The sequence below is a fragment of the Lysinibacillus sp. 10T31 genome (assembly GCF_056394365.1).
Genome location: NZ_JBFTHS010000016.1, coordinates 42,376 through 58,407, shown reverse-complemented (window position 1 = coordinate 58,407; position 16,032 = coordinate 42,376). Strand labels below are relative to the sequence as shown.

Genomic DNA, 16,032 nt, shown 5'->3' with positions numbered 1-16,032 from the left:
TAATGTCTCAATTCCTTTTTTAAGCAAGTTTCATTTATAATGAGTCACATAAAGTGGTTATAAAGAATCTTTTTTGAGATGGTAAGAAAAGATTTATCGCGCTACTGCTAAACCGTTTAACTATACGCTATTCTCAAAATGGCGATTTACAATAATAAAGAGGAAAGGACGTGTGAACATGCAAGAACCAACTATTCTAGTGGTGGATGATGAGGCAGATTTAGCAAACCTTCTAAAAGTCAGTCTACAAAAAGAAGGTTATAAGCAAATTCATACAGCTGGTTCCATTCAAGAAGCTTGGACGAGCTTTCAACAAACACAACCCGATATTGTACTTCTTGATGTGATGCTTCCTGATGGTGAGGGCTATGATTTATGTCGACGTATTCGAGAAGTGTCGCATGTGCCGGTGCTTTTCATGTCAGCGAAAAATGAGGAAATTGATAAAATTTTAGGACTTGCGATCGGAGGAGACGATTATATTACGAAACCTTTTAGTCCTAAAGAGGTCGCTTACCGTGTGAAGGCACAGCTTCGCAGAGCTGGTTATCAGACACAGGAATCAGCACCAGTAACTTCCGCGAAGTCGATTCCAGTTGGTCCATTCTTGCTTAATGGGGATGAAACGGAAGTACATAAAGACGGCATTTTATTAGAGCTAACGGCGAAGGAAATCGGCTTGATGGCTTGCTTTATGAACAATCCTAATCGAATTTTAAGTAAAGAAACTCTGTTTGAACGTGTATGGGGAGAGGACTTTTTCGGCTCAGACAATACCGTGATGGTGCATATTCGACGTCTCCGTGAAAAGGTTGAAAAAGATGCATCAAAACCTGTGTATATTACAACTGTAAAAGGGCTTGGCTATAAATTTGTCGTTCCAAAAGAGGAGCAAGTATGAAATGGAAATTAACAGCTAGATTCCTTCTGTCTGTGCTGTCTATTGTAATTATTGTTATTTTCGTCAATACGGCCATTCTAATCGGGCTCCTCTCTTATCAGCTAGCAAGGGATTATGATCGGGGAATTGCAAATACAGAAGAAAACTTTGTCAGGGACTTCCAGAAGTATATTGAAATCAGTAATGGTACGCCATCAGTAAGTGAAGAGGGGCTTCAACACTTACATCAGCGAAATGCTTGGATTCAATTGCTTGATGTTAATGGTCAGGTCCTTGAATCTCATAATGCACCAGATAAGGCTCAGTCGCATTATGCACCCATCGACTTAATTCAAGTATATAAATATAAAGAATTTGACGCTAATACTACGGTGTATATAGGCAGTAAGGATGCTGTTAGTTATCTCGTTGGTATTAAGGGTAGCGATACTACAAGATTAGTCATGCATTTTTCTGGCTCATCAGTATTACAGTTTATTGGCAAGTTTGGGTTATTCATCGTTATTGCCGACTTATTAGTAGCTACACTAGTTGGATGGCTTTTCGGTCGTACGTTGACCAAACCTCTACATGCAATAATCGAACGGATTCGTCATTTAAAGAATCATGAGCATATGCCTAATAAAATGCCTGGTGGTGTTTACAAACCAGTTTTTGAAAATTTAAATGAAGTATCGAGAGAGCTTGCTGCACATGAGCAGGAACGTAAAAGATTAGAGATGATGCGCGAGGAATGGATCAGTAATGTCTCACACGATATGAAAACACCCCTTGCCTCGATTCGTGGTTATGCGGAGCTACTAAATGATGAAAAATCGACTCCTTATGAACAAACGGAATATGCTCAGATTATCGAAAAACAATCTTTGCATATGCAAAATTTACTGGATGATTTAAATTTAACTATGCGCTTAAGACATCAGCAGCTTCCATTAAGTTTAACCGAGGTAAATATGGTGCAATTTATTCGTGAAATCGTTATTGATACACTTAATACACCACAATATGAGCAAGCCAATATTGAATTTAATGCAACTAAAGATGTCATCAAGCATCACATTGACAAACACTTTATGCGACGAGCCGTGATGAATTTTTTACACAATGCATTGCTTCATAATTCTTCTGATGTTTCAGTAAATGTTCTTGTTGATGATCATTCTATTACAATTTCTGATAACGGTAACGGCATTGCTGCAGAAGACCTAGAACATATTTTTGAACGCTATTATCGAGGTACAAATACTGAGCAAACACATGGTACTGGGTTAGGTACTGCTATTGCTAGAGATATTATTGAAGCGCACGGAGGAACTGTAACTATTTCCTCTGAAGAACAACAAGGTACAACTGTCAGCATTCAATTACAAGAAGGAAAAAAGGAGTAGCCCGATATGGGACTACTCCTTTTTCTTATTTCTTCATTAGCTCCTGTACTTTTTTAGGTAGCTCACTGAATTTTACTTCATCATATGATGTAACTTCCGTTTCTTTTTTTACATAAAGCTTCATGTATGCATCGTGGCGTAAATTTTTATGAGCTGAAAACTTTAATGTTTGCTCTTTACCGTTTTCGTCATAAGCAGGTATCTCGTACCAATACATTTTCATAATTTCTCCACTATCTAGCTTATACTCCTCTACTTCACCATCAGTAGTGATATGAACATAGTATGCTTCTTTATTTAAACGGTTAAAATCAACGGTCATCAGAACAACAAGTCCTGCTACGAACAATAAGAACAATGCTCCTATACCTAAGAAAACCTTTTTCATATTAATTCCCCTGTCTAATAATTTTATAGAATGAACGAACTGTAAAGATATAATACACGCCGTAAATGGCTGAATACGCAATCATCCACAGTATTACTGGTTTAGTTATATCCATACTAAATAGCTGTGAAAAGGCTAGTAGCGCAAATGCACTATGGACGATGCCGACAACGAGTGGTGCACTAAAGATAACGGCAACCTGTCCTGCAACTGTTTTTAATATTTGCTTTTTGTTAACACCGATTTTATTTAAAATTGCATATTTAGGCTGATCTTCCTCTGCCTCTGTTAAAACTTTAAAGTAAATAATACTTCCTGTTGCTGCTAAAAATACTAATCCTAAAAAGCTTCCTACAAACAATAGTGATCCTACAGTAGCTAAACTATCCTCATAGCTTTGCGGAACACTTGAAAACCCTTCTTGCTGTTCAGTAGATAGTTGATTGTAAATTTCCTTTGAAATAGCCTGTTGCTTTAAGTCATTATCCATACCAACTACCTGCATTTTAACACCTTCTGCATTTGTTGCAGCGAACACTTTATCATTAACAACGAGTACTGTCCCAGCTGGAATAAAGTTTAATACACTCTCTTTGTACATTTTATCAACATGGAATGATTCCCCGTTCGCCAATTTAAACTCTTCACCCGTAAAATCATGTGAAAAACGTTCATCGAAGCTTGCATCAAGTAAAACTGTTGAACCATTAGCAATGTGCAGTTCTTCATCTTTCCCCTGCAATTTTGCTAGACGATTATAGTCAGATTCCTTTAATAATGTATATTCAAAAAAAGAAAATTCATTATCCACGCGTAAATTTTTCACAGAAAGCGATTCGTTGTATAAGACGTCTTCTTGAGAGAATTTTACCGTATCGCCCTTCCACATAAATGTATTAGGTAGCGCTTGACGTACACTGGCTTCAGCATTGTAGTACATTCCGAAAACGCCGCCACCTGCTGTGATCGTTGTCGCACTTAAAATAGCGATGATTGAAAGAGATTTAGCATTTGCTCGAATACGGTACAATAATTGTGATACACCAATTAGATTCAAGCCTTTCCATGACCAAGAAGTTGCTTTTTTCAACGCGGTCAATACAAATACGCTAACACTATGGAATAATAGATATGTCCCTGCAATTGTTACACCTATAACCATTAGTGGAGTACCTAGTACAGTGAAAAATCTCCAAATATTACTCGTAAAGATATCCGAAGACGCTGTATAATAACCAAATGCAAGTAGCGCTGTCCCAAGAATAGCTGTTAAAATCGATGCACGTGGAATTTTCTCTCCTTGCTTCTCTGCATGGAACAGGTCTATCAATTTAAATTGATAGATGACACGATAGCCCTGTAAAGATGTGAATAAAAATAGTAGCGTAAAAATTCCTGCTGTATTTACTAGAGCCTCAGTAGAAAATGTTAAACTTCCTGCAACCTCATAGCCCATCAAACGTACTAAAATCATTAATAATCCTTGTGACATAAAGAATCCAAGAACAATTCCTAATACTAGAGAAACAAAACCGATCACTAAATTCTCAAAAAAGAGCATTAAGCCAATTTTCTGCTTACGCACACCTAGTAGCGAGTAAAGTGCTACTTCCTTTTTTCGTTTTTTCATAAAAAACGAATTGGAATACGCCATAAAGATGACGATAAAGAATAATAATACAACGGATGATCCACTCATCAAGCCTTTAATTTGCCGTGAAAATTGTTGTGAGGCTAAAATATCATCATTATATTTTAATGTCACAAACGTAAAGTAGATAACGATACTAAAGACCATCGAAGCGATATATAAAAAGTAGTTCGACAAATTACGCTGAATATTTTTACGCGCTAAACTAAATAACGTCATTTACTCCACCCCCGATGCCAGCAAGCACCTGTAAAATCTCTTGGAAAAACTGCTTTCTCGTTTGAATACCACGATGAATTTCCTTAGAAAGCTGTCCATCCTGAATGAATAAAATACGCTGGCAGAAGCTTGCTGCGAATGCATCATGCGTAACCATCATAATAGTGGCCGCTTGAGAATTATTCAGATCACTTAAACTTTCAAGTAAGTCTGTTGCTGATTTTGAATCAAGAGCACCCGTCGGCTCATCCGCAAAAATTAATTTCGGCTCTGTAACTAATGCACGTGATGATGCTGTACGTTGTTTTTGCCCACCTGAAATTTGATATGGATATTTATCGAGTAACTCTTTTATCCCAAACAGTGTAGCTATACGTTCTACCTTTGCGTTAATTGCCTTTGTTGGCACTTTGGCAATCGCAAGCGGCAGTACGATATTTTCTCGAACTGTTAAAGAATCGAGTAAGTTATAGTCTTGGAAGATAAAACCTAAATTGTCGCGACGAAAATCTGCTAACTCTGCATCCTTCATGCGCGCTAAGTTTGTATCACCAATAATGATTTCACCAGTCGTCGGTGTATCAATTGTCGCTAACACATTTAGTAGCGTCGATTTCCCAGCCCCTGAAGGCCCCATTACACCAACAAACTCTCCTTTTTCTACTTCAAATGATATATTCGATAGCGCTGTAAATGTATTTGCGCCTTTGCCGTAAGTTTTTTCTACATTTTGTACCTTTAATAATGGCGTCATAAACGCTCACCTCTTCTTTCTGACTTTAGTATACGACCCCAAACTTACAACAAAATTGTCGCAAGCTTACAACAACCTTAAATCGTAGGCATAACGAGGGGGTGATTTCCGTTTCGACTGAAGTCGCCCAGTCTCCGCTCCAATCAACCTATCCACATGACATACGTTTTAACAAAATGCCATCCAACTTTTTAGTTTTATCGAAACACTTTTGGGATTTATCGACCAACTTTTGAATTTTATCTACCAACTTTCACGTTTTATCTACCAACTTTTGAATTTTATCTACTAACTTTCACGTTTTATCTACCATCTTCTGAATTTTATCGACATCTACCTTTCAACGAGCAAAAAAAAGGATTCACACACAAAACTGTGCGTGAATCCTCTTACTTTTCTCTACTGCAATCAACTTATCTACATGACATACGTTTTAACAAAATGCCATCCAACTTTTGAATCTTATCGGAACACTTTTGAGATTTATCTACCAACTTTTGAATTTTATCTACTAACTTTCATGTTTTATCACCCAACTTCTGAATTTTATCGACATCTACCTTTCAACGAGCAAAAAAAAGGATTCACACACAAACTTGTGCGTGAATCCTTCCTCTATCTTTATTATGCTAATGCTTTTTTTATATCATCCTCAAAGCTACTTGGTTTATCAGCTGATCCATAGCGTCCAACGACTTCACCATTACAATTCACAAGGAATTTTGTGAAATTCCACTTTATACTGTTGCCGAGAAAGCCTTTTGAATGAGATGTCAAATGCTCAAAGATAGGGTGTGCATCTTTACCATTGACCTTTACTATTTCATGCATCGGGAACGTCACCCCATATGTCAAACGACATTGTGATGCCGCTTCCTCAGCAGTCGCTACCTCTTGCTTAAACTGATTTGATGGGAAGCCAAGAACAACAAGGCCTTCATCCTGATACTTTTTATATAGATCTTCTAATTCTTCAAACTGCGGTGTAAAACCACATTTGGAAGCCGTATTAACAATCAACATTGCCTTACCCTTATAACGATCTAAGCTATATTCAGTACCATCTTCTAGAGCAACTTGAATGTCGTAAATGCTCATTTCTAATAACCTCCTATGTTATAAACGCGCATTTTTTCTGGCAATCTGCTGTAGAGGATCCCAAACACCATTGAATGGAGGCGCGTAGGCTAAATCTAAATCTAGTAAATCTGGTAATGTCATTTTATTGTATAAGGCTGTTGCAAACACATCGATCCGTTTATCAACACCTGCAGGTCCTACAATTTGTGCTCCTAAAAGCTGTTGATCTCGTTTACGAACAACAATTTTAATAAACATCCGTTGAGCACCTGGGTAATAACCTGCAATATGGCGGGCAGATAATTTAAAGGCCTCATATTCAAAGCCTAGCTCTTTAGCCTCGCGCTCATTAATACCTGTCGTAGCGATCGTTAAATTGAAAAACTTTAAGATTGAAGTACCCACAATACCACTAAACGGCGCAGACTTGCCTGACATATTGAGTCCTGCTAAACGACCTTGCTTATTAGCTGTCGTGCCAAGAGGTACATAATCTAAACGTTCTTTCACAATATTAAAATGCGTTGCACAATCTCCTGCAGCATAAATATTTTCAACAGATGTCTCTAAATGTCGATTGACGATGACTGCACCATTTTTAGCTAGTGCTATGCCTGTTCCCTCTAAAAATTGTGTATTCGGTTTAATTCCAACGGCCATAATGACTAAATCTGTTTCAAATGTGCCATTGTCCGTAATAACACGTTCAACACGGTGATTGCCCTCAAATGCCTCTACATTTGTATTTAACACAAGCTCGATGTCATTCTTTTTTGCTTCCTCATGAATATGTTGTGCAAGCTCTTCATCTAGAGTTCTTGCAACATAGCTACCTCGTTGAATTAATCTTACTTTTTTGCCGCAAGCATGGATCGTCTCGGCCATTTCTAGCCCAATATAGCCTGCACCTATAATTGTTACATTTTCTATAGCTGGCGTTAAATCGGCTAGTAAATCCTCTAGCTGAGGTATTGTTTTCACAGAGTGTATACCCGTTAAACCAGAACCCTTCTCCACTGGCATAACAGGATCCGCACCTGTTGCAATAAGTAACTTATCATATGGAATTTCAAATGATTCCCCAGACGACTGCGTTCCAAAAACAAGCTTCTTGTCTACATCAATTCCGTTAACCTCATGACCCACACGGGCATCAATACGATACTTATCACGAAACGTTTCTACATCTCTTGCTATAAGACGCTTTGTCGATGAAATACGCCCATCTACAACATAGGGCAAACCACACTGCCCATATGAATAAATAAATCCACGTTCTACAGATGTAATCTCTGCTCCTGGTACATTTCGATATATTTCCATTGCTGCTGACATTCCGGCAGCATCTCCTCCGATGATTACGTACTTCATCCAACAATCCCCCTTATTTTTTTCTCGTTGCTAGTAAGCCTGCGTAATAGTCCATAAATAAACGGCGTCTGCCTCCACTTAGGATGACACGTATTACATGAATAGCAATAACCATCGTTAGAACAAAATTCGCTATAAAGGCTAGTAATGTAATGACAATTTGTAGTACATAATATGGTGAATCCATATCTAATTGAATATGGCCTAAAGTTGTTATCATTTTCGAAGTACATACTACTACGAGAATAGCAACACAACGGCGCCAAGATTGACTTACAATACTTTTGCCGTTTTCACTGACCATTGTAAAACGCATAAATTTCATCCCTAATGTTGCCCCATTTGTAAAGCTTGGAACAACACCAAATAGCAACATATACAAAGCAATTTTTACTAAAAACTCGAACATACCACTATAGCCTGTTACGCCACCAACGAAGAACAAAATGAACTGTGCGATAATTAAATCTATTGCTAGTGCTAACAAAATAGATAATGGCTTGACGATATCTTTTTCTACCATTTCTGCTGCTTTAGCCGCTACCTCTTCATGCGAAGGAAACAGCGCCCACACAACAGGAGCTAAAAAGAACCCTAATAGTGCACCAACACTATTAAGCATTAAATCATCCACATCAAAAATTCGATACGCACAATTAAAGATGCCATAAATCCCTGTAAATTGGGTTACCTCATAAAACAATGTTAACAAAAAGCTAAATAGAAATGCACGCTTCCAGCACTCCCTTTTTTTAAGAAAATAACGCAAGTATACACCAAATGGCATGAGCAGTAAGAAATTATAGAACGCCTGGAAAAAAGCAGGCTTTCTTGGTATATACATCCACGTTGCTGGATCCGTCAGAACAATCCTACTATCCTTTAAAATATCAGTGACAAATTGAAAAGGATGTAAATTATAATGGACTGTATCTGGAGCTTGCAAAGAGCAAGTATCACGTGTTTCTGGGAAAGGCAGTAAAACTAAGCATAATGCCGATAAAAAGTAAAAAATAAATGAGAACATTATAATGGTTTTGGATACAGATAAGTAGCCATATTTCCGATACGTATAAATAAGCCAAGGTACAAATAGTACAAAGGATGAGAAAATTGTTATTAAAAAAGCTACCATAATAGAATGTGTATAAACTGACATAAAACACCTCTTCGTTTAAAAATCGGCTCTTCACCATAACTTGGGGAGATTTCCGTTCCTACTGGGCGCTTTGTTGCTGACGCTTCGCTTTCGCACAGATAAAACATTTGTCGCTGACGCTTCGCTTTCGCACAGATAAAACATTTGTCGCTGACGCTTCGCTTTCGCRCAGATAAAACATTTGTCGCTGACGCTGTCGCTTTCGCGCAGAGCAAAGCTTCCTGAGGGCGGTGCGTCCGATGAGCCGCTTCAGTGATAAACTTAAAAATAATCTTAAACTTAGTTTAGCACTTGAACACAACACGAATATTTCACCAATCTTAAATAATCCTTAATTAGTGATGTAACGTTAAAATTCCGCGTAGACTCCCAGGAGACAAACAAGAGTACACCAATGTAGCTCGTGCCTGCCTACGGGAAGAAAAGCGGAATTTTATCAAATAAAAAATATTAATTTTTGTTGGAAAGGCTTTTACGCGAGCATACTATGCTTTTGCGATTTCCTCTTTGCAGAATGCTAAAATTTCCTCTAGCTCTTCATCCTCTAATGCAAAGTCTAAATATTCGCCTTCGGCTTTTTCCATGATGAAGTAATTTAAAATAAATGACTCTTCACCTTTTTCAGCAATTAGTACACGAATCTCAATTCCTGCTTCGTGATAAAGCTCATCTTCTTCATCAATCTCTACATCTAAAATAAATTCGTAGCGCTTGCCTTCAATAATGTTTGTTGGGTCTAAAATTTCTTCCATTGAGAATTGTGTAATTTCCATTGTACGATCTCCTTTAAGTTAACCTGTTCTTATATATATTAAATCAAATTCAGCATGGGTCAAATAGAAAACTCATATACACTTGAAAGTAATTATGCCACAATGAAATGGAACTAATTGAGAGACGTGATTCTCTTAAGGATACTCTACATAAAAGGAGGATTTTTCTTGAAAGAACTACTATATTATCAAGATGTTATGCTGCGTGAATTTAATGCAACAGTTGTCAATAAAGGAACCGATATAGATGGTCGTAACTACGTGGTGCTATCAAATACTGCATTTTATCCAACAGGAGGCGGACAACCTCATGACACAGGTACTTTAAATGATATCGAAGTCATCGATGTTGAGAAAATTAATGATGAAATTCGTCATTATATTCAAGGCGACTCTTCAAATTTAGCTGGAGAAGTGCATGGTAAATTGAATTGGCAACGACGCTTTGATCATATGCAGCAGCATGCTGGTCAACATATTTTAACAGCGGCTTTTGTTGAGCTTTTTGATGCACCAACTGTTAGCTTCCATTTAGGTAGTGAGCAGGTCACAATTGATATTGCCGTAGATGCTCTAACGGAAGAACAGCTTGTGGCCGCGGAAGCCCGCGCCTATGAAATTATTTTAGAGAATCGTCCAATTGAAACGAAATGGATTACAGAAACAGAACTTGAGAACTATAGCCTACGTAAAGAGGTAGCCGTCACAGGAGATATTCGACTTGTTATTATTCCTGATTTTGATTACAACGGTTGTGGTGGTACCCATCCAACATCTACAGGACAAGTAAGTGCGATAAAAATCCTTGGCACAGAAAAAATGAAGGGCAATATTCGTGTCTCATTTGTCTGTGGTCATCGAGTTTTAACGGAGCTTGCCATGCGAAAGAAAGTATTAGCTGACGTTGCAAGACAATTGAGTGTACCTGAAGCTGAAGCAGCTACAGCACTTACAAAAGTCTTAACAATACAGAAAAATACAGAAAAAGCACTCGTGGCAGCCAAAGAGGAGCTACTAAATTATGAAGCAAAAGCGCTAGTTTCTAGTAATGAACGTATTATTACTGCAGCCTTTACTCAGCGTACTATGCAAGAGCTTCAAAAATTAGCAAGAACTATTGTCGCTGAGCAGACAGAATCGATCGTTTTACTCGTTTCAGAAAACGAAGACAAGCTTCAGTTTGTCGCAGCACGTGGTGCAAAAGTTGAGAAAAGTATGAAGGACATTGCTGCAAAAGCATTGCCACTCGTTAACGGAAAAGGCGGCGGCAGTGATCAGATGGTACAAGGCGGTGGCGAGCGTATTATTTCTACCGAGCAACTATTTGAAGCTATGCAAGAAGTACTTAAATAACTAGCCTTTTCGATGATAGGAGCTCCTCATTACTTGGGAAGCTCCTTTATTCATTTATGCACATCATCACTTGCTGAACATTCTATTACCACTGTCTCCCCCATCGATGATTATCCACAGACATTTGCTCAGCTGTAGTAATCGTTCTCTTAGCACTTTCGTTTATCCACACATTACCCACAAATAACACACAACTTATCCACAATCCATCTCGATTACATCAGATTGATTCCCCAGTTGGATTAAATTAAAAATTTTTCCAGAGATACCTGATTATAATTTACTTTTTTTGCTGATTATAAAAAATAGAATAGTTTCTATACATTTTGAGGGGAGGATTTCTATGAGTCCTGAAAAAGATATTTCACGTCGTAATTTTTTAAAAACAACAGGGATCGCGGCAGGTACATTAGTCGGCGGTGGATTAATAGGTGGCCTTGTAGGCTATAACATGCCTGGTAAAGGAACTGCCACGCTAGATCATGGTCAGCATGGAACTGCTACTGAAGAGACTGGCTCGCCAAAAGCCAAAATGTTTTTTATGAATCAAAGAGATTTTAATATTTTAGCAAATGCTACTGAACGTATTTTCCCTGAGGATGATTTAGGTCCAGGGGCAAAGGGCTTAGATGTGCCTTACTTTATCGACTATCAGTTAGCAGGGCAATATGGCAGTAATTCTAAAGAATATATGCATGGACCATTCGGTGAGGGTGCTCCAACACAAGGTTATCAGAGTCGTTTAACGCGTGCGGAGATTTTTAAGCAAGGTGTTCAAAAGTTAGAGTCGGAAGCACAGAATCGCTATAAAAAGAGCTTTAACGATATTGATGGTAAGCAAATGGATGAAATTTTAACTGCCTTCCAGAAAGGTGACGTGCAAATGAGTGGTGTCACATCTGCTTTCTTCTTTAATTTATTACGTGCAGCGACATTAGAAGGTGCTTATTCTGACCCAATATATGGTGGAAATCGTAATATGGATGGCTGGCGTATGAAAGGCTTCCCTGGTCATCAAATGGCGTATATTTCTCAAATCGAAGAACCGAAATTCCAAAAAATCGAGCCTAATTCATTAGGTAGTCACTAATATAAGGGGGTCAGAAAAATGGCAACAACATTACCTGGTGTAGACGTTGTAACAGTCGGAGTAGGTTGGACCGGCGGCATTGTCGCTGCAGAGTGCTCGAAGGCAGGCCTTAAGGTCGTTGGTTTAGAACGCGGACAAAAGCGTGGCACAGAAGATTATCTGACTATCCATGACGAGTATCGTTATGCAATTCGTTACGATATCATGCAAAATCTTTCTAAGGAAACAGTAAGCTTCCGTAATAATCGCAATATGAAAGCATTGCCTATGCGTCAGCTCGGTTCCTTTCTACTTGGTGAAGGGCTTGGAGGCTCTGGTACACACTGGAACGGTATGACGTATCGCTTTTTACCATATGATTTTCAAATTAAAACATTGACAGATAAACGTTATGGTGCGAATAAACTTGGACCTGAATATTTATTACAGGATTGGGGATTAACATACGATGAACTTGAGCCCTATTTCGATAAATTCGAAAAAACGGCAGGTATTTCTGGAGATGACAAAAATCCATTTAGCGGAAAACGTTCAAACCCTTATCCGACTGGGCCTATGAAAATGACACCAATGCTTACGCAATTTGAAACAGCTGCAAAAAAATTAAAATTATCACCTTACATGGTTCCATCTGCAAACTTATCAGAAGTTTATAAGAACCCTGACGGTGAAACGATTAATGCTTGTCAATATTGCGGCTTCTGTGAGCGCTTTGGTTGTGAATATGGCGCTAAATCATCTGCGGAGGTTACTGTTGTTCCTACTGCAGTAAAAACAGGTAACTTTGACTTACGCTATAATTCCAATGTTGTTGAAATCTTAAAGAAAGGCAATAAAGTAACTGGTGTCCGATATATCGATACGATATCTGGTGAAGAATTTATTCAACCAGCAAACGCTGTTGTACTTACTAGTTATGTCTTTAATAATGCCAAACTATTGATGGTCTCTAACATTGGGGAGCGATATGATCCAGCTACTGGAAAAGGGACACTTGGAAGAAACTATTGCTATCAAATACTACCTGGAGCAGCAGGTTTCTTCGATGAGCAGTATAACACCTTTATGGGTGCAGGTTCACTCGGTGTGAGTTTAGATGACTATAATGGTGATAATTTCGACCATAGTGACTTAGATTTTATTCACGGTGGAAATATAGCTCTAACACAAACAGGTGCACGCCCTATCGGCTCGAACCCAACACCTCCTGATACGCCAACATGGGGAGCAGAATTTAAAAAGCAATCTATTCATTACTATACACGCTCATTCGGGATTGGTGCACAGGGTGCTTCAATGCCACATAAAGAAAATTATTTGTCTCTTGATTCTACTTATAAAGATGCTTACGGCTTACCTCTAATGCAGTTAACGTACAACTTTACGGATCAGGATCGTGCACTTCATAAATATATTTCAGCACGTGCAGCTGACATTATGAAAGAAATGGGCGCCAAAACTGTTGTCCCTAATGCTGAAATTACTGATTACAATATTGTACCGTATCAAACAACCCATAATACAGGCGGAACAGTTATGAGCTTAAAGCCTGAGAATGGCGTTGTGAATAACTACATGCAGCATTGGAATGCAGAAAACCTTTTTGCTGTGAGTGCCGGAAACTTTGCACACAATAGTGGCTATAATCCAACAGGTACTTTAGGGGCGCTAGCCTATCGCTGTGCAGAGGGTGTTGTGAAATATAGCAAATCAGGTGGTTCATTAGTATAACTTCTTTCAGCTGGTGTTTAGACACCCGCTGAAATAGAGGAACTCAGTCTAAGAACGCCACGCCCTGTGGCAATTTATCTGTGCGAAAGCGAAGCGACAGCAACAAATGTTTTCTGCGCGAAAGCGACGCGTCAGCAACAATTATGCCGAGGCATAACTGATAGTAAACATTTTATTAAAAGGAGGCAAGACTATGGGAGGTCTTGGAGCAATTGGATTACCTGGGTTAATCATCATTTTAGTAATTGTTTTAATCGTGTTTGGTCCGAAAAAATTGCCTGAAATCGGCGGCGCAGTCGGTAAAACATTTGCAGAGTTTAAAAAGTCCACGAAGGGGCTTATTGATGATGAGGATGATCCAGCGAAAAAAGAAGAAAAAAAATCTGACGTTTCGTAGGAGGTTGTCCTATGGATCCATATGAAGAAGGAAAAAGAAAATATTTAAGTCCACTTGATAAGAAAGAAGCTGAGCCTCTCACCCCTGTGGAGGCTTTTGTTGAAGTTCCAGTAGAGACAATTGAACAGGATGTGGTAGCTGATGAACCACTTTTCCCAATTGCATCATTACTTGAACATCTTACTGAACTGCGAAAACAAATTATTAAAGGGCTTTTCGTATTTATTTTATTTTTTATTATTGTATTCTCTACCATTAATATTTGGTTTCCTTATGTAACACGAGGACATTCACTAATTATTTTAGGGCCATTAGATGTTGTCAAATTTTATATGACGATTTCCACAACACTAGCATTCGGGCTATCAATGCCATTTTTAGTTCATTTTTTATGGAGCTTCGTAAAGCCAGGTTTAAAAGAAGAAGAAAGCCGTTTCCTCGGTCTTTATGCACCTGTCATGCTTATACTCTTTTTATTAGGCGTAGCTTTCGGTTACTTTGTTGTTAATCCGCTTAGCTACTCATTTTTAGTAAGTGTAGGAGCAACTAATTTTGATGTTATGGTATCCGCAAATGAATACATGCATTTTTTAGTGATGACAACTATACCACTCGGACTGCTCTTTGAATTACCAATCGTAGCCCTCTTTTTATCGTCCATTGGTGTACTAACGGCTGAATCCATGAAAAAAATACGAGGCTGGTCTTATATTGGGATGGGCGTTGGTTCTGCTGTAATTACACCACCCGATTTTATTAGTCAGCTACTCGTCTTAATTCCAATGATTATTTTATATGAAATAAGTATCTATCTTGTTAAACGTATAGAGCGTAAACAAATAGAAAGCACTGCGTAGCAAAGACGCAGTGCTTATTTTTTCTTTAATTCCATTACAAGAATCTCTGGTGGATTAAAAATTCGAATAGGTACTGTACTATTACCTAACCCTCTACTAACAGCCATAGTTGTTGTTCCTTCCTCAACAACGCCTGCCGTATATTTTGGGAATATTCCCTGTCCTCGTGCGAAAAGACCGCCAATACCAGGAATTCGAACTTGTCCGCCATGTGCATGTCCTGCAAATACTAAATCAATTCCAAACTCCACATACGTATTAAACACTTCTGGTCGATGCGCTAGTAAAATCGTTAATACATTGGGTGGAACATTTTTTGTTGCTATCTTTAGCATTTCTTTCGTTGTTCTACCCGATAACGGATCTTCTATGCCAACAATCGCCAAGCGCTCCCCGTCGCGCTCAATGATGGTCGATTCATTGGACAATACATGCACACCTAACGATGATAGCTCCTCATAAATTACATTCACTTTATTCGTCGCTACTTCATGGTTTCCTAGTACATAATAGACATCCGCTAATTTAACTAATCCTCTAACAGCCTGCAAGCTTCGCTCCAAATCATACCGATTACTATCAACTAAATCACCTGTAATAAAAATCAGGTCAGGATTTGTTGTCTTCACCTTTGCTATGAGTTTCTCTTGATGCTCGCCAAAGAGTGCATCCTGTAAATCTGTTATTTGCGTAATGCGTAGCCCATCAAAGCTGGCAGGCACTTTTTCTGACTCGAATTCATACTTGCTTACAACCAGCCAGTGATTGTTTACGTACAAAAAAATGACTATAAAAACAAGAAAAAAAGCTACATATAATAATTTTTTCAATCGCAATCGCTCACCCTAGGCTACTTATTCATCAGATCAATTTCGCCTTGGCGTCATTGCGTCCGGATTTTGAATTGTGCCTGCACAATT

General features: G+C 38.4%; 16 protein-coding genes. 7 read left to right on the top strand and 9 right to left on the bottom strand.

Going from position 1 to position 16,032, the window contains the following annotated elements; translation table 11 throughout:
* The first annotated feature begins 178 nt into the window (after positions 1-178).
* On the top strand, positions 179-901 hold the full coding sequence (locus AC1DCY_RS11340; RefSeq protein WP_477350158.1) for a response regulator transcription factor: 723 nt from the start codon (positions 179-181) through the stop codon (positions 899-901).
* Positions 898-2,289, top strand: coding sequence for a sensor histidine kinase (locus AC1DCY_RS11335; protein ID WP_477350156.1), 1,392 nt, complete (start codon positions 898-900; stop codon positions 2,287-2,289). The genes AC1DCY_RS11340 and AC1DCY_RS11335 overlap by 4 nt, the downstream gene beginning before the upstream one ends.
* A gap of 25 nt (positions 2,290-2,314) precedes the next feature.
* Here AC1DCY_RS11335 and AC1DCY_RS11330 read toward each other — a convergent pair whose 3' ends face one another.
* From AC1DCY_RS11330 to AC1DCY_RS11295, 8 genes are all read right to left on the bottom strand, one after another.
* Positions 2,315-2,677, bottom strand: a complete 363-nt coding sequence (locus AC1DCY_RS11330; RefSeq protein ID WP_477350154.1) for a YxeA family protein — start codon at positions 2,675-2,677, stop codon at positions 2,315-2,317.
* Position 2,678: 1 nt separating this feature from the next.
* A complete protein-coding gene (locus tag AC1DCY_RS11325; protein WP_477350152.1) occupies positions 2,679-4,547 on the bottom strand; it encodes an ABC transporter permease in 1,869 nt (622 codons plus the stop codon).
* The gene (locus tag AC1DCY_RS11320) at positions 4,534-5,301 is read right to left on the bottom strand and encodes an ABC transporter ATP-binding protein (protein ID WP_477350150.1); all 768 of its coding nucleotides are present in this window, start codon (positions 5,299-5,301) and stop codon (positions 4,534-4,536) included. Before AC1DCY_RS11320 ends, AC1DCY_RS11325 begins: the two co-directional genes overlap by 14 nt.
* A 624-nt stretch (positions 5,302-5,925) precedes the next feature.
* Complete coding sequence (locus tag AC1DCY_RS11315) at positions 5,926-6,399, bottom strand: glutathione peroxidase (RefSeq protein ID WP_477350148.1); 474 nt, start codon at positions 6,397-6,399, stop codon at positions 5,926-5,928.
* 18 nt (positions 6,400-6,417) lie between these two features.
* The gene (locus AC1DCY_RS11310) at positions 6,418-7,752 is read right to left on the bottom strand and encodes an FAD-dependent oxidoreductase (protein ID WP_477350146.1); all 1,335 of its coding nucleotides are present in this window, start codon (positions 7,750-7,752) and stop codon (positions 6,418-6,420) included.
* Between the two features lie 13 nt (positions 7,753-7,765).
* Positions 7,766-8,911, bottom strand: a complete 1,146-nt coding sequence (locus tag AC1DCY_RS11305; protein WP_477350145.1) for a VanZ family protein — start codon at positions 8,909-8,911, stop codon at positions 7,766-7,768.
* 58 nt (positions 8,912-8,969) lie between these two features.
* Entirely contained in the window at positions 8,970-9,215 is a 246-nt protein-coding gene (locus AC1DCY_RS11300; RefSeq protein WP_477350143.1) for a hypothetical protein, read from the bottom strand.
* Between the two features lie 181 nt (positions 9,216-9,396).
* Positions 9,397-9,684 carry a DUF6509 family protein gene (locus tag AC1DCY_RS11295; protein WP_477350141.1) on the bottom strand — a complete coding sequence of 96 codons (288 nt, stop codon included), beginning with the start codon at positions 9,682-9,684 and terminating at the stop codon, positions 9,397-9,399.
* Between the two features lie 168 nt (positions 9,685-9,852).
* Between AC1DCY_RS11295 and AC1DCY_RS11290 the strand changes: the two genes are divergently transcribed.
* The 5 genes from AC1DCY_RS11290 to tatC all read left to right on the top strand — a co-directional run bounded on the left by AC1DCY_RS11290 (position 9,853) and on the right by tatC (position 15,112).
* Entirely contained in the window at positions 9,853-11,037 is a 1,185-nt protein-coding gene (locus AC1DCY_RS11290; protein ID WP_477350139.1) for an alanyl-tRNA editing protein, read from the top strand.
* Positions 11,038-11,380: 343 nt separating this feature from the next.
* Entirely contained in the window at positions 11,381-12,127 is a 747-nt protein-coding gene (locus AC1DCY_RS11285) for a gluconate 2-dehydrogenase subunit 3 family protein (protein ID WP_477350137.1), read from the top strand.
* Positions 12,128-12,145: 18 nt separating this feature from the next.
* Positions 12,146-13,858 (top strand): GMC family oxidoreductase, encoded by a 1,713-nt coding sequence (locus AC1DCY_RS11280; RefSeq protein WP_477350135.1) that lies wholly within the window; start codon positions 12,146-12,148, stop codon positions 13,856-13,858.
* A gap of 193 nt (positions 13,859-14,051) precedes the next feature.
* Positions 14,052-14,255 carry a twin-arginine translocase TatA/TatE family subunit gene (gene tatA / locus AC1DCY_RS11275; RefSeq protein WP_370079604.1) on the top strand — a complete coding sequence of 68 codons (204 nt, stop codon included), beginning with the start codon at positions 14,052-14,054 and terminating at the stop codon, positions 14,253-14,255.
* A gap of 11 nt (positions 14,256-14,266) precedes the next feature.
* Positions 14,267-15,112 carry a twin-arginine translocase subunit TatC gene (gene tatC / locus AC1DCY_RS11270; RefSeq protein ID WP_477350132.1) on the top strand — a complete coding sequence of 282 codons (846 nt, stop codon included), beginning with the start codon at positions 14,267-14,269 and terminating at the stop codon, positions 15,110-15,112.
* Between the two features lie 14 nt (positions 15,113-15,126).
* Here tatC and AC1DCY_RS11265 read toward each other — a convergent pair whose 3' ends face one another.
* Positions 15,127-15,942 carry a metallophosphoesterase gene (locus AC1DCY_RS11265; RefSeq protein ID WP_477350130.1) on the bottom strand — a complete coding sequence of 272 codons (816 nt, stop codon included), beginning with the start codon at positions 15,940-15,942 and terminating at the stop codon, positions 15,127-15,129.
* Positions 15,943-16,032 lie beyond the last annotated feature (90 nt).